We start from the raw sequence: 17,065 nt of genomic DNA, 5'->3' as shown, positions 1-17,065 counted from the left end.
GTGTCGCGATTGGGCCGCAGAGCGGTCCCAGGATCCTTGCAGGACCGTCGAGACCGGTGGGGCCGCGTTGCGGCCCAATCGCGACACAAGGCCGCTCCCACAAGGATCGCATCAGCTTCCAGAAGTCGTTTCATAACGGTTTGTGATGCCAGGCATCATGACAATATATTTATCCTTATCAATTCCAGGCCCTAGCATCTGTTGCCCGGCATCGCCCATTTCCATGAGGTCTTGATGAACAGTTCGCTCTTCGTACCCCAACGCACCGCGGCCTTGTTGCTGCAACACTGGCGCAGCGGTGAGCTGCTGACGGAACTGCCTGCCAGCCTCAGGCCCGAAACCTTGAAACAAGGCTATGACAGCCAGGATCAGTTCTTCGCCGCCGCCGCTGGCCAGCGTGCCGGGTGGAAGCTGGGTGTTGGCAGCCCTGCTGGCATGCGTGCGGCCAATTTGTCCCGGCCGCTGATCGGCCAACTGGAAGCAAAGCGCTGCCACGCTGGTGGTGTACACATCGAGCTGCCGGCCGTGACACCTGTGACCATCGAGTGCGAGATTGCCTTCGTGCTTGACCGCGATATCCTCCCGCAAGCGGGACGGGTGCCGGCCAGCGAGGATATTCGCGCAACCTGCGTCACTTTCGAGGTGGTGCGCTCACGCTTCGTCGACCGCAAGAGCGTCGGCTGGCCAAGCTTCGTGGCGGACAACGTGGGCTTTGAAGCGTTGGTCGTGGGCAACAGCCTCGGGGCAGGCATCAACGTACCCTTGCTTGCAGACCTGGCCGAGACCACCGAGGTGTACGTAGATGGCGAATTACGCGCCCGCGGCTTGTCTGGCGATGCTGCGACCGACCCGCTGGTGTCGCTGGCCCACCTGTATGCCCATGCTGCCGAACGTGGCCAGACCTTGAAGGCAGGTGATGTCGTGACCACGGGGGCCATGTGCCAGCCGTTCGACCTGAATGAAACAGGCCATCAGGTTAGCGCCAGGTTCCTTGGCCAGGCGCTGTCGTTCACGCTGTAACCGCCGACCATTGATCAAACGCCGCCTGCATCCTCTGCCGGGTTTGTGGGTCGGCGGGGATCAGGTGCTCGATCCGCAGTGATTCCACGGTGATATCCAGCGGCATGCCGAAGGTGGTGAAGGTCGACAGGAACCTGAGCTCGCCATAGGGGGTGCTCACGCGGGTCAGCAACACGGGCGCGATACCTGCCGCCTGCTCTGGGTTGGCCGGGGTTGGAAGATTGCGCAAGTGCTCTGCCAGCGTCGGGTTGCCCACTGCCTCCCTGGATGCACGTTGCCAGGCAACGGCACGAATTTCCTGCGCATTGGCCAGATGATCGCCCAGGCCGCCAGGGCGCAGCAGCGTATCCAGAAGGTTAAGGCCAGGCGCCGCCTGCGCCGCAACACCCACCATCGCCAACAGCAGGCCGGTACTGGCATTGGCAGCGATGACCTGCCAGTTGCTGTCGATGACGATTGCAGGTGCAGGGTTGTTCGCCTGCAGGATGTGTTCGATGGCGGTATGCACCAATGCCAGTTCAGGCGCGTCGAGCGGCGAGGCCGCGTAGCGGGGCGCGTACCCGGCGGCAATGAACACTTCGTTGCAGTGCTCCAGTGGCGCGCCAAGGGCCGAAAGCAGGGCATGCAAGGTGCCAGGGCTGGCCTTGGCGCGCCCGGTTTCCAGGCAGCTCAGGTGGCGCTGCGATACGCCAGCCAATAGCGAAAGCGCCAGCTGGCTGAGCCCGGCCTGCTGGCGCAAGTGGCGCAGATGCTGACCTGCCGATGTATCCGGCGCAGGGCTTTTGCGATGGAACAGATGATGACTCATGCCTTGATCCTGATCGTCCTTGATTGCAGCGTCCATGACCTCACAGGTCATTGAGCGCAGGCAACCCTATCACTACTGTGCCGGCAAACCCTACCGAGGAAAGGACGATGGGCTTGCGTATCTGCGCGCTGGCGTTGCTGGTGCTGTTTACGCTGTATACCGGCTGGACGATGCTGATTGCCGAGCAGTCGCTGCTGGCGTTCGGGCTAACGCTGCTGTCGCGGCCAGACACTGCTCAGGTGGTCATTGACCTGTACCTGATGGCGGGGCTGGCCTGCGTCTGGATGGTGAGGGACAACCGTATGCGGGGCGGGAAGGGGATATCGTTGCTGCCCTACCTGTTGCTGACGGCTGTATTCGTTTCGGCGGGGCCGCTGTTGTATCTCGTCAACAGAGGCGTTGCCGGGGGGCGTCAGCCATGAGCAATCGGGGCTGTCGGCCTGTTGGGTTTCTGCGCACTCATTACTGCGAGCACAGGTAACTAAACCAAAATATTGCATGAGTCATCTTGATGCATTCACATAGCAGTACTAATACTTAAGCACTGCCGAAGAGGGATGATCATGCAGACGCGCTTCGTTGTGGTTCCTGCAGTGCCAATAAACAGAGAGGTTTACCCGCGGCGCCTTGGCTTTCCGGCCGCACTGGGGGAGGGTTATGACCTTTACGACACGCAAGAAAAGGTGCGGTTGAGCCTCAACTTTGCCACACGGGCCCAGGCCGAGTTCGAGTGCGCGTGCCGCAACCGCAGCCCGGAAGGCGATGAAGCGGGCATTGTCGGTATTGGCTGATTCGGTGAAGCCCAGGTAAGTGACGGGATATCTTTATTGATGGCACCGGCTACGCCGGTGCCAGGCATCGCGCCCTCAACCTTGTTCACGCACCGCTTCACTGTTTGTTGACGGTGGCCCAGGCGCGGGCTTCGGCCTCTTCTTTCGACAAACCCCTGTCTTCGTAACTCGCCTCTATGTGCTCGGCCTTGCGCTTCTGCTTGTCTGTGCCTCATGGCACAGGCAAAAAGCTCTACCGTGCGGCCTGCCACTCAACAGTCACAAAGCTGTAACACAGCTGATGCAAAGTGTGCCGGCCATCACAAGGAGCACTTTTTGATGAAACGCCTGATGAAGTCTGCTGCACTCGCCGTTGCGGTCTCCCTTTGCGCCACTTCGGCAGCCTTTGCTGCAGAAAACGTTCGCCTGACAGGTTCCGGCGCCAGCTTCCCTGCACCGATCTACCTGACCTGGTTCAAGGACTTCAGCAAGAACACCGCTGGCGTCACCGTTGACTACCAGTCCAAGGGCAGCGGGGCGGGCGTTCAGGACTTCCTGAACAAGACCGTCGACTTCGCCGCCAGCGACTCGGCCATGAGCGAAGCAGACATTGCCAAGGTTGGCGAAGGCGTGCAGTTGCTGCCAATGACCGCCGGTGAAATCGTCCTGGCCTACAACCTGCCGGGCAACCCTAAAGGGCTGAAGCTGCCGCGCGAGGTGTACTCCAACATCTTCCTGGGCAAGATCACCCAGTGGAACGACCCGCAAATCGCCGCGGCCAACCCTGAGCTGAAACTGCCAGCTACCCCGATCACCGTGGTCGTGCGTGCCGACTCCAGCGGTACCACTGCGGTCTTCACCAAGCACCTGTCGGCCATCAACGCTGACTTCAAGCAAGGGCTGGGTGAGGGCAACACCGTCAACTGGCCGGCCACCGACAAGTTCATCAAGTCGCCGAAGAACGATGGCGTAACCGCCACCGTCCGCCAGACCCCGGGCGCCATCGGCTACATCGAATACGGCTTCGCCAAGCTGGCCAAGGTCGACTTCGCCGTACTGCAGAACAAGGCTGGCCAATACGTCGTGCCAAACGCAGAGAGCGGTGCCGAAGCACTGGCTGCGGTAAACATGCCGGAAAACCTGGTGGCCTGGCTGCCTGACCCGGACGGTGCCAAGTCCTACCCGATCACTTCCTACACCTGGATGATCTTCCGCAAGGACAACGGCAACCCGGCAAAAGCCAAGGCCATGCGTGAAATGGTCGAGTACAGCCTGACCAAAGGCCAGACCATTGCCGACTCGATGGGTTACATCCCGCTGCCTGCGTCGGTTGTCGACCAGGTGCGTAAAGCGTCTGCCAACATCCAGTAATACCCAGGCGCTCCCGGTATCGGCATGAAGCCATGCCGGGGGTGTTTGTCCCTAGTCCCGGAACTTGCCCATGAACACACCCTTTGCCATACCGGATAACCCCGATTCCGCGTGCCAGCCACCGTCTGCGAAAGACTTCCTGGTAGATCGCACCTTCCGTGCGCTTGCACGCATTGGTGTGGTGCTGGTACTGGCGCTGGTCTTCGCGCTGGTCTACGAAGTGGGCCGCAAGGCACTGCCCGGCATCGAAAAGCACGGCTTTGACGTGCTGTTCGGCAGCGTCTGGGACGTCAACCAAGGCAAGTACGGTATTCTGCCAGCGATCTGGGGCACGCTTTACAGTGCCTTCATCGCCCTGTTGATCGCCGGTTTCTTCGGCGTCAGCATGGCCATTTTCCTCACTCAGGATTTCCTTCCGGCCAAGCTCGCCGCAGTGTTCCGCACCATCGTCGAACTGCTCGCCGCCATCCCCAGCGTGGTCTACGGCCTGTGGGGCATCTACGTGGTCATCCCGGCAATTCGCCCGCTGACCGCATGGTTGAACAGCGAGCTGGGCTGGATCCCGTTTTTCGGCACCTCCCTGAGCGGGCCCGGCCTGCTGCCTGCTGCGCTGGTACTGGCGATCATGATCCTGCCGACCATCGCTGCCGTTTCCCAGGATGCGCTGACCAGCGTACCGATGAAAACCAAGCAGGCTGCCTACGGCATGGGTACTACCCACTGGGAAGCCATCCTCAAGGTGATGGTGCCATCGGCTGCTACTGGCATCTTTGGTTCGCTGGTGCTGGGCCTGGGCCGCGCGCTCGGTGAAACCATGGCACTGGCCATGCTGGTCGGCAACGCCAACACCATTTCCCTTTCCTTGTTCGCCCCGGCCAACACCCTGGCGGCGCTGCTGGCGCTGAACTTCCCGGAAGCCGGCCCCAACGAGGTCGAAGTGCTGATGTACGCGGCACTGGTCCTGATGTTCATCACTCTGCTGGTGAACGTGCTCGGCTCGATGATCATGCTCTACGCCCAGCGTGGTAACAAACAATGACTGACTTGACGACCCCTGTAGCCGCATTGCCCAGCCTGCAACGCAAGCTGGAAGGCCGTGCCCTGCGCAGCGTGCTTTTGACTACCCTGGCATGGCTCGCGGCGCTGGTGGCCAGCGTGCCGCTGATTTCCGTGCTGTACATGCTGATCACCCGCGGCGGTGCACGCCTGAGTCTGGAAGTGTTCACCGAGCTGCCGCCGACCGGCTTCGAGATGGGTGGCGGTTTTGGTAACGCCATGGCCGGTACCTTCGTCATGGTCGGCATTGCCGCCGCCATCGCGGTACCGGTCGGTATCCTGGCAGCAGTGTTCCTGGCCGAACTCGGCCCCGACAGCAAGCTGGCCAACGCCGCGCGCTTTGCCGCCAAGATGCTCACCGGCCTGCCGTCGATCCTGGCCGGGGTGTTTGCCTACGCCCTGGTGGTGATGACCACCGGTACCTACTCGGCGCCGGCTGGCGGTGTGGCCCTGGCAGTACTGATGCTGCCGATCGTGGTGCTGACCGCTGAAGAGTCGATGAAGATGGTGCCCAAGATCATGAAAGACGCCGCTTACGGCATGGGCTGCACCCGTGCCCAGGTGATCTGGAAGATTGTCCTGCCCACCGGCCTGCCGGCGATCCTCACCGGCGTCATGCTGGCCGTGGCCCGCGCCGCTGGCGAAACCGCGCCACTGCTGTTCACCGCATTGTTCAGCAACTACTGGATCTACCATGACGGCAGCCTGGCGGTCATGAACCCTACGGCCTCGCTCGCCGTACTGATTTACAACTTCTCCGGCATGCCGTTCGACAACCAGCTCGAGCTCGCCTGGGCGGCCTCGCTGGTGCTGGTAATGATCGTGCTGGTAATCAACATTCTGAGCCGAGTCTTCGGCAAGCCCAAGTATTGAGAAAGGGAGCATCCCACTTGAACGTATCCACTGCGCAAAGAGCCGCTCCCATGGTCAGTGAAGCCACCCCGATCGTCATGGACTGCAAGCTGGACAAGATTTTCTACGGCAATTTCATGGCCGTGCGTGACAGCCATGTGCCGATCAGGAAGAACGAGATCACCGGCTTCATCGGGCCGTCGGGCTGCGGCAAGAGTACCGTGCTGCGTAGCCTCAACCGCATGAACGACCTGGTGAAGGGCTTCCGGTTTGAAGGCCATGTGCACTTCCTGGGCCAGGATGTCTACGGCAAGGGTGTTGACCCGGTGGTCGTGCGCCGCTACATCGGCATGGTGTTCCAGCAGCCCAACCCGTTCTCGATGAGCATCTTCGACAACGTCGCCTTCGGCCTGCGCCTGAACCGCTACAAGGGCGACCTGGGTGACCGCGTCAAGCACGCCTTGCAAGGTGCCGCGCTGTGGGACGAAGTGAAGGACAAGCTCAAGGTCAGTGGCCTGTCGCTGTCCGGCGGCCAGCAGCAGCGTCTGTGCATTGCCCGCGCCATTGCCACCGAGCCAGAAGTGCTGCTGCTGGACGAGCCTTGCTCGGCACTCGACCCTATTGCCACCCGTCGCGTGGAAGAGTTGATGGTCGAGCTGAAGAAGGACTACACCATCGCCCTGGTGACCCACAACATGCAACAGGCGATTCGTGTGGCTGACACCACGGCGTTCTTCTCGGTCGATATTTCCCAAGGCAGCCGCACCGGTTACCTGGTCGAGATGGGCCCTACGGCGCAGATTTTCCAGAACCCACGCGAGCAACTGACCAGCGACTACATCAGCGGCAAGTTCAGCTGAGTCAGGCACGCCCAAGGTGGCCGGGTGTTGCAGCCAGGGAGGTTGCAGCACCCGGCCGCGTTACCTTCCGTTAAAGTGTTACCCGGGATTTCCAATGCGAGCAACGCGTCGTCTTGATCTTTCAGCGGTAGAGCGCGCACTGCGCGAGGTGCAGGGCCGCTTTGCCGAACTCAGCCGGCATTTCACCGAGCCGCGGGACCCGTTTACCGACGAGGTGCTGCTGAACGTGCTTGAAGGCTACGCCCTGATTGACGACTATGTCGCTCGCGGTATCGACCTCTTCGACCTGCAACAGCTGAACCTGATGCTGGAAATCAATGCCACCGTGCTGTGCGGCAGCGACCCGGCCCGTCGCCTGGAATATGCCCCGCACCTCGCCGCAACCGAGGCGCACTTTTTCAATAACGTCGAAGGTGGCATCAAGGACTTGTACAACTGGTACTGCTCGTACCGCAGCGATTCGGTCTGGAAGCGGGCAGCCGGTGTTTATGTACGAATCCTCAGCAAGCCGCAGTTGTTCATCGAAGGCAACAACCGCACAGGTTCGCTCATCGTCAGCTACCTGCTGATGCGTGCCGGGTTGCCGCCTTTCGTGCTGTCGCTGGACAACGCCGAGGGTTACTTCAACCCGTCCTCGGTCATACGCAACTCCGCTAAACACGGTGTAAAGGCTTTGTACGAACTACCCAAGATCAAGAAAAAGTACGCGGCTTTCCTTGAAGAGAAGGCGCCTGCGCCCGGCAAGTTCTTCCTGAACGGCACGCCCGTGCCTGCCTGCGAGGGGCGCCGCTGATGCAACGTTACTCCATGTTCGCACGCGGGCGCCAAGCCCTTGAACGCAAGTTCAAGCGTGGCCAGGTACGCATTTCGTTCGATATCGACGACACGCTCGCCTGCCTGCCCGAGCACGCTGCCGCCGAAGACAGCAAGCTGCCGAATTTTGTCCATCGCTGGTTGGGCGAGCCCCTGCGCAGTGGCACGCGCTCGTTGATCCGCGACCTGCGCCGCCAGGGCTGCAGCATCTGGATCTATACCTCGTCGGGGCGGACCCCGGCCTACATCCGGCGCTGGCTGATGCTTTATGGCATCCATGTCGATGGTGTGGTCAACAGCGACCGGCACCAGCATATCCTGGCCCAGAACGGCCTTGAGCATTCGCCCTCGAAGTTGCCCTCGGCGTTCGATATCGACCTGCATGTCGATGATTCCGAAGGTGTGCGGCTGGAAGGCGTCGACCACGGTTTTCGCGTTGTGGTGGTGTGCCCGAAGGACGAAAACTGGGCACAGAAGGTGATGGACGCGGCGGTCGACGTGCAGGCACGGCTGGCCTGGCAGCAACCGCACCGCTATGAGATGCCCGTGCGCCAGCGTTCGCAGGCGCTTGCTTCCTGAAGCCAGTGGTCAGCGCAATCGGTATCAATGGGGCTGCTACGCAGCCCATCGCCGGCAAGCCAGCTCCTACAGGTACTGCACAGGTCTCAGGGCCGGTGGTGATCTTGTGGGAGCTGGCTTGCCGGCGATGGGCCGCAAGGCGGCCCCAGTTCGTACAGTTGTACTGATACCGGCCTGCTATTCATGCGTACACCCTAAGTCTTGCCTCCTGGCCCGACCTGGTACCGCGACCAAGTCCTCACATCGCATTCGCCAGCCCAAAGCACCTGCCCGCCTGCCCCAAAGCAGCGTATCTGGCCATTTGGCCACTTCCGATAATCGCCTCCGACATCCAGTCCCCGTTTGGAGCGCGCCATGCACAACAACAATAAGCACCTGCCGCCTCGTTTCCTCGCAGCCGCCATCGCCAGCTTTTCTGCCCTGGGCCTGAGCGGCGTCGCCGAGGCCGAGATCATGCTGTACGACAAGGACCAGACAACGTTTTCCACCGACGGTTACATCAATGCCTTCTACGTCAACAGCAAGGTCGACCGTGAGGGCGAACAGTTCGACCGCCGCCAGTCGCGGGTGAAAATGGGCTTCTTGCCCAACTACCTTGGCTTCAACATGGGCAAGCAGGTGGATCACCTGAAGCTCGGCGCGCGTGCCTCGTTCTGGGTAACCATCAACGACAGTGAAACCAACGGCACCGACACCGCCATCGACGTGCGCCAGTTCTACGGCACCGTGGCCAACCCCGCGTGGGGCGAGGTGTTGATCGGCAAGGACTTCGGGCTGTTTGCCCGCTCCAACATCCTGCTGGACGAGCTGCTGGCAGGGTACGGTCAGGTCAGCGACACGCTGGGGCTGGTGGACGGCGGCGGGGTGTCGTTCGGCAACATCGGCAGTGGTTACCCGTACCCGTTCCCCACCTCGCAGATCACTTACCGCACGCCGGTGATGGACGGCCTGCGGGTGGCGGTGGGCATCATGGACCCGGTAGACACCAACGACAGCAGCCCGACCGGCAAGGCCTACCAGGAAAACCCGCGCACCGAAAGCGAGATCACCTACCAGTTCGACCTGGGCGGGGCGCAGATCTACAGCTGGGTCAACGGCAGCTACCAGACTTCCGACAATACCGATTCGACGGTGGAGTCGATTACCTCCAAAGGTGTCGGTTATGGCGTGCAGGCCAAGATGGGCGGGCTGTCGCTGACCGGCTCGGGGTTCCAGGCCAAGGGCATCAACCCGTTCTTCACCAACAACGCGGGCGAACCGGTTTTGCGCAATGTCGACAGTGACGGCTACCTGCTGCAGGGCTCGTACAAGTTCGGCAAGAACCGCGTGGCGCTGTCTTATGGCAAGACCAAGGACGATGGTAATGGCGCGGTGGGCAGCGGGGCGGACTACGAGACCCGCGGCGTGGCGCTGTTCCATGATGTAAACGATAACCTCAAGCTGGTGGCCGAGTACAACCAGTTTTCCATCGACGGGCATGACACCAGCGCGCAGAACGAAGACACCGATACCTTTGCGGTGGGTGCGGTGTTGACCTGGTGAATCCCTGGGGCTGCTGCGCAGCCCATCGCCGGCAAGCCAGCTCCCACAGAGACCCCGCAAAGCTTGAGACCTGCACCGTACCTGTGGGAGCTGGCTTGCCGGCGATGGGCCGCAAGGCGGCCCTAAATGATGCGGGCCATTACGCCCATGGAACCGCCCACCCACTACCCAAGTAGCATTCGTCCCCCTTGCTCACCTTCGTACACTGACCCCTCAGCCACCCGCGCCGGAGACCACGATGCAGCAGGCTCAAAACGACGGTGTGGTCAGCGCCATGTCACAGGCCCCCGATGCACGGCTGGCCGCCCAGGACCTGGCGCGGCAGCTGCTGCACCCGCACCTGGGTTTCGTGCTGTTCTTCTGTTCCGCCGAATACGACTTGCAAGTCTTGGGCGAAGCGTTGGAGCAGGGCTTTGGCGGTATCCGCCTGGTCGGTTGCACCAGTGCCGGCGAAATCACGCCGCTGGGCTACGGCCGCAATTGCGTCACGGCGGTGGGCTTTGATCACCGGCATTTTTCCATCGCCACCGAGCTCATCGATGAGATGGAGCACTTCAGCCTGATCGACGCGCAGCAGATGGTCGAGCGCCTGGTCGGCACCTGCCGCAGCAACACCCTGGCGCCGATCAAGGGCCACAGCTTTGCCCTGACCCTGCTCGACGGCCTGTCCAGCCGCGAGGAGATGGTGCTCACCGCGCTCAGCGCGGCACTGGGTGACATCCCGCATTTTGGCGGTTCGGCCGGTGACGACAATTACCTGACCCGTACCCATGTGTATTTCGGTGGCGCGTTCCACAACGGTGCCGCAGTGGTGGTGCTGGTCAACACCTGGCTCGATTTCGAAGTGTTCACCACGCACCACATCCTGCCACGGCAGGAAAAACTGGTGGTAACCGGCGCCGACAGCGCCCAGCGTCGGGTCTTCGAGCTGAATGCCGAGCCTGCTGCCGAGGAGTACGCCCGGCACATCGGCGTGCCGGTGGCTGCGCTCGATTACCGGGTTTTCGCCGCCCATCCGCTGGCCGTGCGCATTCATGACCAGTACTACGTGCGGGCGATCCAGCAAGTGCATCCGGACCTGAGCCTGAGTTTCTACTGCGCAGTGGAAAATGGCATCGTGCTCACCGCCATGGCCCCGGGCCCGCTGTTGCCGAACCTGCACCAGCTGTTCGACGGTTTGCACCAGCGCCTCGGCCCGCCGCTGCTGACCATCGGTTGTGATTGCTTTCTGCGGCGTCTGGAGCTGGAAGCCCATCACGGCCTGGAGCCGGTGGGTGCGTTCTTGCGCGAGCAGCGGGTGATCGGCTTCAACACCTACGGAGAACAGTTCAATGGCATGCATATCAACCAGACCTTCACCGGGGTCGCCATTGCCCGCAACCGGCCTCCTGTCGGGCGCTGAACTGCAAGCAGAGCTCAGCCGGCTGCAGCACGAAAACCACAAGTTGCAGCGGATCAACGGTGCGTTGATTGAACGCATCGAGTCGGGGGTAACGCGGGGCAACGACCCCTATGCGGCGTTCCAGCATTCGGTGGTGCTGGCCGAGCAGGTGCGTGAACGCACCGATGCCCTGAACCAGGCAATGGCCGAGCTCAAGGCCGTCAACCGTCTGCTGAGCGAAGCCCGACAGCGGGCCGAGACCGCCCACCAACACCAGATTCGCCTGATTACCGACAATGTCCCGGCGCTGATCGCTTACCTGAATGCCGATCTGGTCTACGAATTCACCAACAAGGTTTATGAAGAATGGTATTGCTGGCCGCACGGCGTGATGCTGGGCCAGAGCCTGCGCGAGGCCCACAGCGAGCAGCATTACCAGCGCCTGCAAGCCTATGTGGCGCGTGCCTTGGCGGGGGAGAGCGTCACCTTCGAATTTGCCGAAACCAACATCAATGGCCAGGAGCGCTACATGCTGCGCTCCTACGTACCCAACCGCCTGGCCAATGGCGACGTGGTGGGTATCTTCGTGTTGATCCGCGACATTACCGAGCGCCGCAATACCGCCCAGGCGCTGCACCAGGCCTATCAACACCTGGAGCAACGGGTGCGCGAACGCACCGCTGAACTGACCAGCCTCAACGACCAGTTGCTGCGTGAGATAGAGGAGCGCAGCCAGGCCGAGTCGCGCCTGCGCGAGGCCAAGCGCGAGGCCGAACAGGCCAACCTGTCGAAAACCAAATTTCTCGCTGCGGTCAGCCACGACCTGCTGCAACCGCTGAACGCGGCACGGCTGTTCACCAGCGCGCTGCTCGAGCGCCGTGAGCCGCAAGACAGTGCCCACCTCGTTCGAAATGTGAGCAACTCGCTGGAGGATGTAGAGAACCTGCTAGGCACCCTGGTGGATATATCCAAGCTCGATGCCGGGGTGATCAAGGCCGATGTCGCCCCGTTCGCCCTCAGCGAACTGATGGACAACCTGGCTGCCGAATACGCCGAAGTGGCGCGCAGCGAAGGGCTTGAACTGCATTTTGTGGGCTGTTCTGCGGTGGTGCGCAGTGACATCCAGCTGCTGGCGCGGATCCTGCGCAACCTGCTCAGCAATGCCATCCGCTACACCCACAGCGGGCGCGTTGTGTTGGGTTGTCGGCGCCAGCGTGGCGGCCTGCGGATCGAAGTGTGGGACAGCGGTATCGGCATTGCCGAAGAGCACCTTGAAGAAATGTTCCAGGAGTTCAAGCGCGGTGATGTCCAGCGCCCGGACCAGGACCGCGGGTTGGGTTTGGGCCTGGCGATCGTGGAAAAGATCGCCGGCATCCTCGGCCACCGGATCCGGGTGCGTTCATGGCTCGGCAAAGGCTCGGTGTTCGCCGTCGAAGTGCCGCTGAGCGCCACCGCGCCCAAGGCCCAGCCAGGCCTGGTGATCTGCGAGCCGATGCTCGAACGCTTGCGTGGGGCGCGGGTGTGGGTGCTGGATAACGATGCGGCCATCTGCGCCGGCATGCGCACCCTGCTGGAGGGCTGGGGCTGCCAGGTGGTCACGGCGCTGTCGGAGGAAGACCTGGCGCGCCAGGTGGACAATTACCACGCCGAGGCCGATCTGTTGATCGCCGACTACCACCTGGACAACGACTGCAACGGTGTCGACGCCGTGGCGCGGATCAATGCCCGCCGCGCTCAGCCGCTACCGGCGCTGATGATCACCGCCAACTACAGTAACGACCTCAAGCAGCAGATCCGCGAGCTGGGCCATACCCTGATGCACAAACCGGTGCGGCCGATGAAGCTCAAGACGGCCATGAGCCACTTGTTGGCCGGCGGCATGACATAGCCGCTGGCCTTTTCGCAGGCTTCTGTGGGAGCGGGCAAGCCCGCGAATAGGCCGTTACAGGTCAACGCCTCAAGTAATCAGCAAAATCAATATCGCCGGCACTCAGGATCGCCTGCACCCGATTGTGCACATTGAGCTTACGCAAGATAGCCGAAACATGCGCCTTGACCGTGGTTTCGGCGATATCCAGCGTGTAGGCGATCTGCTTGTTCGATTCGCCCTTGGTCATGCGCTCAAGCACCAGCAGCTGCTTGCGGGTCAGCGCCTGGAGCATTTCCGGCGGGAAGCTCGGGGTATCGTTGTGGCGCCGGCTGGTGCTGCTTTTTTGCGCTCGGATGATGTCGGGTGGCAGGTAGACATTGCCATTGAGGATCTGCTCGATCGCTTCGATCATCTGTGAGCGTGGCGAGGACTTGGTGATGAAGCCCACGGCACCGTAGGTGATGGCCTGCAACACGATCTGCTTTTCCTGCTCGGCCGAAACGATCACTACCGGCGTGGTCGGCGCCTCGTTGCGCAGGGTGATCAGGCCATTGAGGCCGTGCATGCCGGGCATGTTCAGGTCAAGCAGGATCAGGTCGAGGTCATCGTGCGCCTGGGTCAATGCCAGGGCGCTGTCCAGGTCGGCCGTCTCCATGACCTCGCTGCCTTGAAAACCATCGCTGATGACGTTGTGGATGGCTTCGCGAAACAGGGGGTGATCGTCGGCAATCAGAATTTTGTACATGGCCTTTTCACCTTGTTTTTATTGGATGGGCACGCGTTCGCAGGCAAGTGTTTCAGGGGAAGGGCACGGGCTGCGCCGGCTGCAGCGGCAGGTTGGCCTGCTGCCAGGCATCCACGCCGTCGCGGTACCAGTACAGGTTGTCATAGCCCAGGGCTTTTGCGCGTTTTACCGCGTTCCAGCTTAGCCAGCAATCGGAGCGGCAGTAGAAGACCAGCGGTTGCTCCGGGTGCCCGGCAGTGGCTTTTTGCAGGTTACGCACGAAGTAGTCCTGCCAGGCCGGGCTCAGTTCGCCGTCGCCGGTGTTGGCCAGCCACACGCTGCCGGGCAGGTTGCTGTGTGGTTCGTCTTCGATGAAGCGGCCTTGCAGCCATTGCCGGCGGTAGACGTCAACCAGCACCGGCCTGGGCGTCTGGGCCAGCAGGCGTTGCAGCGTGGCGGTGTCGATGACCTGGCCACCTTCGACCTGTTGCGGGGTCGGGCTGCGATAGAGGGTGGCGCGGTAGCCTTCGGCGGAGAACAGCGGCGTGGTGTCGGCGTGGGCGACGCTCAGCGACAGGCTCAGCGAAAGGGCAGCCAACAAAGGGCGCAGGGCACGTGGCATGGTTTTGTCCTTTTTGTTATAGGCCCATTACATGTCAGTGGCGGTGCGTTGTGAATGCGACGATTAGACAGCAAAGGCAGTACTAAAGTAGTAAATGGCGGACCGACGATATTCCCGATTTGCTAACTTTTTTCATGCTGGAGCAGTCCCTGTGGGAGCGGGTTCACCCGCGAACACCGGCGCAGCCGGTGCCATACACCGCGTCGCCTTCTTCGCGGGTAAACCCGCTCCCACAGGCGCCTCGCTCAGCCAATGGATTGTGCGGCCCGTCAGCGTGGCTTGCGCAGCGCCGCATGCTGGGGGTTGAAGGTGAGTATCGCCAGCAGGGTAAACAAGGCGGTCAACCCCAGGCACACCGCCAGCGCCAGCAGGTTCAGCCGCTCATAAAGCGCAAACCGCACCAGTTCCACGGCATGGGTAAACGGGTTCACAGCACACAGCCAGTACAACCACTGGCTGGCCTCGCGCATCTTCCACAGCGGGTACAACGCCGAAGACAGGAAAAACAGCGGAAAAATCACGAAATTCATCACCCCGGCAAAATTCTCCAGTTGGCGGATCGCGTTCGACAGCAACAGACCCAGGGCGCTGAGCATGAACGCCACCAGCAGCATTGCCGGCAGCGCCAGCAGCAAGCCCGCAGCCGGTGGCTGCACGCCGTAGAGCCAGGCGATGGCGAGGAAGGCATAGACTTGCAGCAGGGAAATCAACGACGTCGCCAACAGCTTGCTGCCCAGCAGGAAAGGCCGCGGCAATGGGCTTGTCAAGAGCACGCGCATGCTGCCCATCTCGCGGTCATAGACCATCGACAGCGAGCCCTGCATGCCGTTGAACAGCAGAATCATGCAGGCCAGCCCCGGAATGATGTACACCTCGTAAGGAATATAGGTGTCGTAGGGCTCGATGATGGCAATGCCTAGCGCCGCGCGAAACCCGGCGGCGAACACCAGCAACCACAGCAGCGGGCGCACCAGGGCACTGAGCAGGCGCGTGCGCTGCAACACGAAGCGCAGCCATTCGCGCAGCATGATGCCGTTGAAACATTGCCAGTAAGCGTTCATCGGGCGTCGGCTCCTGAGTGGGCGTTGGTCAGCCTGGCAAAGGCGTTGTCGAGGTCGCCGCCGTGCTCCAGGCTCAGCGCATCGGCGGTGCCACTGGCCACCAGGCGGCCCTGATGCAGAATCAGCAAGTCATCGCTGGGCTGCACTTCGTCCAGCAGGTGGGTGGTCCACAGCACACTGAGCTGCTGCTCGCGGCACAGCCCGCGCAGGTGCTGGTTGAGCGCCAGTCGGCTGGCAGGGTCAAGGCCGACGCTGGCTTCGTCGAGCAGCAGCAGGCGCGGCTCATGCAGCAGCGCGCGGGCAATTTCCACCCGGCGCCGATGGCCGATGTTCAGCTCGCGTACACGATCGCGCCTGCGTTCGCCAAGGCCCTGGCGGGCCAGTTCGGCTTCCACCCGCAGGTCGCTCTGGCGCCGCGACAGGCCATGCAGCGCGGCGTGGTAGCGCAGGTTCTGTTCAACGCTCAGGTCCAGGTCCAGGGTGCTTTGCTGAAACACCACGCCCAACTGGCGCAACGCCGGGCGTGCAGCGTTGCGCAGTGAGCAGCCGCTCACGCGGATGTCGCCGTGCTGCAGGTCGTAAAGGCGGGTAAGCAGGGCGATCAAGGTCGACTTGCCGGCGCCATTGGGGCCTAGCAGCGCGGCGAAGCGCCCGGGCGCCAGGCTGAAACCCACCTGCTTGAGGGCTTCGCGCTGGCCGTAGGCGAAGCTCACATCACTGACGTCCAGGGCGTTCATGGTGTTACCACCACGCCCCAGGGGTAGCGCCCGACCTTCACCGACTTGAGCACTTTGAGGGATTTCGCGTCGATCACCGAAACGTCGCCGCTGACCCCGTTGGTGGCCAGCAACTGGCGCTGGTCCGGGGTGAATGCCAGCTGCCAGACCCGCCGCCCGACCAGCAGGTAGTCGAGTACCTCGTAAGTCTTGGCATCAATCACCGCCACATGGTTGGCCGGGCCCAGGGCGACGAAGGCGTACTTGCCATCGGCGCTGAGCTTGATGCCCACCGGCTGGACCTTGTCCGGGTGAACGCCCTTGATCTGGAAGTTCAGGGTTTTCAGCACTTGTCGGGTGGCCACGTCGAGGATGGTCACCGTGCCACCGATTTCCGCCGAGGCCCACAACCGCGAACCGTCCTTGTTGAACTCGACGAAACGCGGCCGCTGGTCGACCAGGGTGCTGTCGGCCAGGGTCTGGGTGCTGGTGTCGATCCAGTGCAGCATGTTGGTGGTTTCACTGGTGTTGACGGCCCACTTGCCATCGGGGCTCACCGCCATGCCTTCGGGTTCGATACCGACGTCGATCTGCCCGAGCACTTTGTCGGTGACAGTGTCGATCACCGTCACCAGCGCATCGTCCTCGTTGGACACGTACAGCCAGCGGTCGTTGGGGTGCAGGGCGAACTGCTCTGGGTCTTTACCAGAGGGCAGCTCCTTGATGATCTTGCGGGTGGCCACGTCCATCATCTGCACCCGGTCCGAATCGCTGGCGCAGATGTACAGCAGCTTGTTGTCGTGTGACAGCAGCAGGCCGCGCGGGCGCTGGCCCACCGGCAAGGTTTCGGTGACTTCCAGCGTTTGCATGTCGATCAGGCTGAGGCTGTTGTCCTTCTCGTTGGAGACCCAGGCAGTGGCGGCCATGGCGTGCCCGCAGGCAAGCGCCAAAGCGCCCGACAGCAGGCTGGGGTAAAGCAGGGCCCTGTGGAAGAGGGGGCGGCGCATGGCGAATTCCTTA

Annotated in this window: 18 protein-coding genes and 1 pseudogene; 12 read left to right on the top strand and 7 right to left on the bottom strand. The window is 62.1% G+C overall.

What is annotated here, in order from left to right:
- Nucleotides 1–234 precede the first annotated feature (234 nt).
- A complete protein-coding gene (locus ACN6NG_RS17740) occupies nt 235–1,020 on the top strand; it encodes a 2-keto-4-pentenoate hydratase (protein ID WP_197899208.1) in 786 nt (261 codons plus the stop codon).
- On the opposite strand, the gene ACN6NG_RS17735 is transcribed toward ACN6NG_RS17740, so the two are convergent.
- On the bottom strand, nt 1,010–1,828 hold the full coding sequence (locus tag ACN6NG_RS17735) for a helix-turn-helix domain-containing protein (RefSeq protein ID WP_063426165.1): 819 nt from the start codon (nt 1,826–1,828) through the stop codon (nt 1,010–1,012). The genes ACN6NG_RS17740 and ACN6NG_RS17735 overlap by 11 nt on opposite strands.
- A gap of 107 nt (nt 1,829–1,935) precedes the next feature.
- On the opposite strand from ACN6NG_RS17735, the gene ACN6NG_RS17730 reads away from it, so the two are divergent.
- Nucleotides 1,936–2,250: a DUF2834 domain-containing protein gene (locus ACN6NG_RS17730; RefSeq protein ID WP_474315247.1), complete on the top strand. Its 315-nt coding sequence runs from the start codon at nt 1,936–1,938 to the stop codon at nt 2,248–2,250.
- Nucleotides 2,251–2,385: 135 nt separating this feature from the next.
- On the top strand, nt 2,386–2,619 hold the full coding sequence (locus tag ACN6NG_RS17725) for a hypothetical protein (protein WP_063425809.1): 234 nt from the start codon (nt 2,386–2,388) through the stop codon (nt 2,617–2,619).
- 100 nt (nt 2,620–2,719) lie between these two features.
- On the opposite strand, the pseudogene ACN6NG_RS17720 reads toward ACN6NG_RS17725, so the two are convergent.
- Nucleotides 2,720–2,797, bottom strand: a pseudogene (locus tag ACN6NG_RS17720) (termination factor Rho); the annotation flags it as partial.
- A 140-nt stretch (nt 2,798–2,937) separates the two neighbouring features.
- Here ACN6NG_RS17720 and pstS point away from each other — a divergent pair.
- The 9 genes from pstS to ACN6NG_RS17675 all read left to right on the top strand — a co-directional run bounded on the left by pstS (nt 2,938) and on the right by ACN6NG_RS17675 (nt 12,940).
- A complete protein-coding gene (pstS, locus tag ACN6NG_RS17715; protein ID WP_016486164.1) occupies nt 2,938–3,969 on the top strand; it encodes a phosphate ABC transporter substrate-binding protein PstS in 1,032 nt (343 codons plus the stop codon).
- Nucleotides 3,970–4,039: 70 nt separating this feature from the next.
- The gene (gene pstC / locus ACN6NG_RS17710; protein ID WP_016486165.1) at nt 4,040–5,008 is read left to right on the top strand and encodes a phosphate ABC transporter permease subunit PstC; all 969 of its coding nucleotides are present in this window, start codon (nt 4,040–4,042) and stop codon (nt 5,006–5,008) included.
- Entirely contained in the window at nt 5,005–5,898 is an 894-nt protein-coding gene (pstA, locus tag ACN6NG_RS17705; protein ID WP_016486166.1) for a phosphate ABC transporter permease PstA, read from the top strand. Before pstC ends, pstA begins: the two co-directional genes overlap by 4 nt.
- A 50-nt stretch (nt 5,899–5,948) precedes the next feature.
- On the top strand, nt 5,949–6,737 hold the full coding sequence (gene pstB / locus ACN6NG_RS17700) for a phosphate ABC transporter ATP-binding protein PstB (RefSeq protein ID WP_016500238.1): 789 nt from the start codon (nt 5,949–5,951) through the stop codon (nt 6,735–6,737).
- A 94-nt stretch (nt 6,738–6,831) separates the two neighbouring features.
- A complete protein-coding gene (locus ACN6NG_RS17695; protein ID WP_063425813.1) occupies nt 6,832–7,530 on the top strand; it encodes a hypothetical protein in 699 nt (232 codons plus the stop codon).
- Nucleotides 7,530–8,129 carry a trehalose-phosphatase gene (locus ACN6NG_RS17690; RefSeq protein ID WP_016500236.1) on the top strand — a complete coding sequence of 200 codons (600 nt, stop codon included), beginning with the start codon at nt 7,530–7,532 and terminating at the stop codon, nt 8,127–8,129. Before ACN6NG_RS17695 ends, ACN6NG_RS17690 begins: the two co-directional genes overlap by 1 nt.
- 354 nt (nt 8,130–8,483) lie before the next feature.
- A complete protein-coding gene (locus tag ACN6NG_RS17685; RefSeq protein WP_474315243.1) occupies nt 8,484–9,671 on the top strand; it encodes a porin in 1,188 nt (395 codons plus the stop codon).
- A 238-nt stretch (nt 9,672–9,909) separates the two neighbouring features.
- Entirely contained in the window at nt 9,910–11,073 is a 1,164-nt protein-coding gene (gene nosP / locus ACN6NG_RS17680) for a nitric oxide-sensing protein NosP (RefSeq protein ID WP_474315240.1), read from the top strand.
- Nucleotides 11,042–12,940 carry a PAS domain-containing hybrid sensor histidine kinase/response regulator gene (locus tag ACN6NG_RS17675; RefSeq protein WP_063425817.1) on the top strand — a complete coding sequence of 633 codons (1,899 nt, stop codon included), beginning with the start codon at nt 11,042–11,044 and terminating at the stop codon, nt 12,938–12,940. The genes nosP and ACN6NG_RS17675 overlap by 32 nt, the downstream gene beginning before the upstream one ends.
- Before the next feature lie 61 nt (nt 12,941–13,001).
- Here the strand turns inward: ACN6NG_RS17675 and ACN6NG_RS17670 are convergent, their stop codons facing one another.
- The 5 genes from ACN6NG_RS17670 to ACN6NG_RS17650 all read right to left on the bottom strand — a co-directional run bounded on the left by ACN6NG_RS17670 (nt 13,002) and on the right by ACN6NG_RS17650 (nt 17,052).
- Nucleotides 13,002–13,667, bottom strand: a complete 666-nt coding sequence (locus ACN6NG_RS17670) for a response regulator transcription factor (protein WP_016500232.1) — start codon at nt 13,665–13,667, stop codon at nt 13,002–13,004.
- A gap of 52 nt (nt 13,668–13,719) precedes the next feature.
- A complete protein-coding gene (locus ACN6NG_RS17665; protein WP_016500231.1) occupies nt 13,720–14,268 on the bottom strand; it encodes a PQQ-dependent catabolism-associated CXXCW motif protein in 549 nt (182 codons plus the stop codon).
- A 269-nt stretch (nt 14,269–14,537) separates the two neighbouring features.
- The gene (locus tag ACN6NG_RS17660) at nt 14,538–15,329 is read right to left on the bottom strand and encodes an ABC transporter permease (protein ID WP_016500230.1); all 792 of its coding nucleotides are present in this window, start codon (nt 15,327–15,329) and stop codon (nt 14,538–14,540) included.
- On the bottom strand, nt 15,326–16,066 hold the full coding sequence (locus ACN6NG_RS17655; protein WP_063425821.1) for an ABC transporter ATP-binding protein: 741 nt from the start codon (nt 16,064–16,066) through the stop codon (nt 15,326–15,328). The genes ACN6NG_RS17660 and ACN6NG_RS17655 overlap by 4 nt, the downstream gene beginning before the upstream one ends.
- The gene (locus ACN6NG_RS17650; RefSeq protein WP_474315237.1) at nt 16,063–17,052 is read right to left on the bottom strand and encodes a YVTN family beta-propeller repeat protein; all 990 of its coding nucleotides are present in this window, start codon (nt 17,050–17,052) and stop codon (nt 16,063–16,065) included. The genes ACN6NG_RS17655 and ACN6NG_RS17650 overlap by 4 nt, the downstream gene beginning before the upstream one ends.
- Nucleotides 17,053–17,065 lie beyond the last annotated feature (13 nt).

The sequence above is a fragment of the Pseudomonas sp. TSO6 genome, assembly GCF_056098905.1.
The sequence above is the reverse complement of the archived record's forward strand: the minus strand, read 5'-3'. Positions and strand labels throughout refer to the sequence as shown.

Coding starts and splice junctions, on each gene's coding strand:
- ACN6NG_RS17740 (WP_197899208.1), top strand. CDS start 235: ATGAACAGTTCGCTCTTCGTACCCCAACGCACCGCGGCCTTGTTGCTG.
- ACN6NG_RS17735 (WP_063426165.1), bottom strand. CDS start 1,828: ATGAGTCATCATCTGTTCCATCGCAAAAGCCCTGCGCCGGATACATCG.
- ACN6NG_RS17730 (WP_474315247.1), top strand. CDS start 1,936: ATGGGCTTGCGTATCTGCGCGCTGGCGTTGCTGGTGCTGTTTACGCTG.
- ACN6NG_RS17725 (WP_063425809.1), top strand. CDS start 2,386: ATGATCATGCAGACGCGCTTCGTTGTGGTTCCTGCAGTGCCAATAAAC.
- pstS (WP_016486164.1), top strand. CDS start 2,938: ATGAAACGCCTGATGAAGTCTGCTGCACTCGCCGTTGCGGTCTCCCTT.
- pstC (WP_016486165.1), top strand. CDS start 4,040: ATGAACACACCCTTTGCCATACCGGATAACCCCGATTCCGCGTGCCAG.
- pstA (WP_016486166.1), top strand. CDS start 5,005: ATGACTGACTTGACGACCCCTGTAGCCGCATTGCCCAGCCTGCAACGC.
- pstB (WP_016500238.1), top strand. CDS start 5,949: ATGGTCAGTGAAGCCACCCCGATCGTCATGGACTGCAAGCTGGACAAG.
- ACN6NG_RS17695 (WP_063425813.1), top strand. CDS start 6,832: ATGCGAGCAACGCGTCGTCTTGATCTTTCAGCGGTAGAGCGCGCACTG.
- ACN6NG_RS17690 (WP_016500236.1), top strand. CDS start 7,530: ATGCAACGTTACTCCATGTTCGCACGCGGGCGCCAAGCCCTTGAACGC.
- ACN6NG_RS17685 (WP_474315243.1), top strand. CDS start 8,484: ATGCACAACAACAATAAGCACCTGCCGCCTCGTTTCCTCGCAGCCGCC.
- nosP (WP_474315240.1), top strand. CDS start 9,910: ATGCAGCAGGCTCAAAACGACGGTGTGGTCAGCGCCATGTCACAGGCC.
- ACN6NG_RS17670 (WP_016500232.1), bottom strand. CDS start 13,667: ATGTACAAAATTCTGATTGCCGACGATCACCCCCTGTTTCGCGAAGCC.
- ACN6NG_RS17665 (WP_016500231.1), bottom strand. CDS start 14,268: ATGCCACGTGCCCTGCGCCCTTTGTTGGCTGCCCTTTCGCTGAGCCTG.
- ACN6NG_RS17660 (WP_016500230.1), bottom strand. CDS start 15,329: ATGAACGCTTACTGGCAATGTTTCAACGGCATCATGCTGCGCGAATGG.
- ACN6NG_RS17655 (WP_063425821.1), bottom strand. CDS start 16,066: ATGAACGCCCTGGACGTCAGTGATGTGAGCTTCGCCTACGGCCAGCGC.
- ACN6NG_RS17650 (WP_474315237.1), bottom strand. CDS start 17,052: ATGCGCCGCCCCCTCTTCCACAGGGCCCTGCTTTACCCCAGCCTGCTG.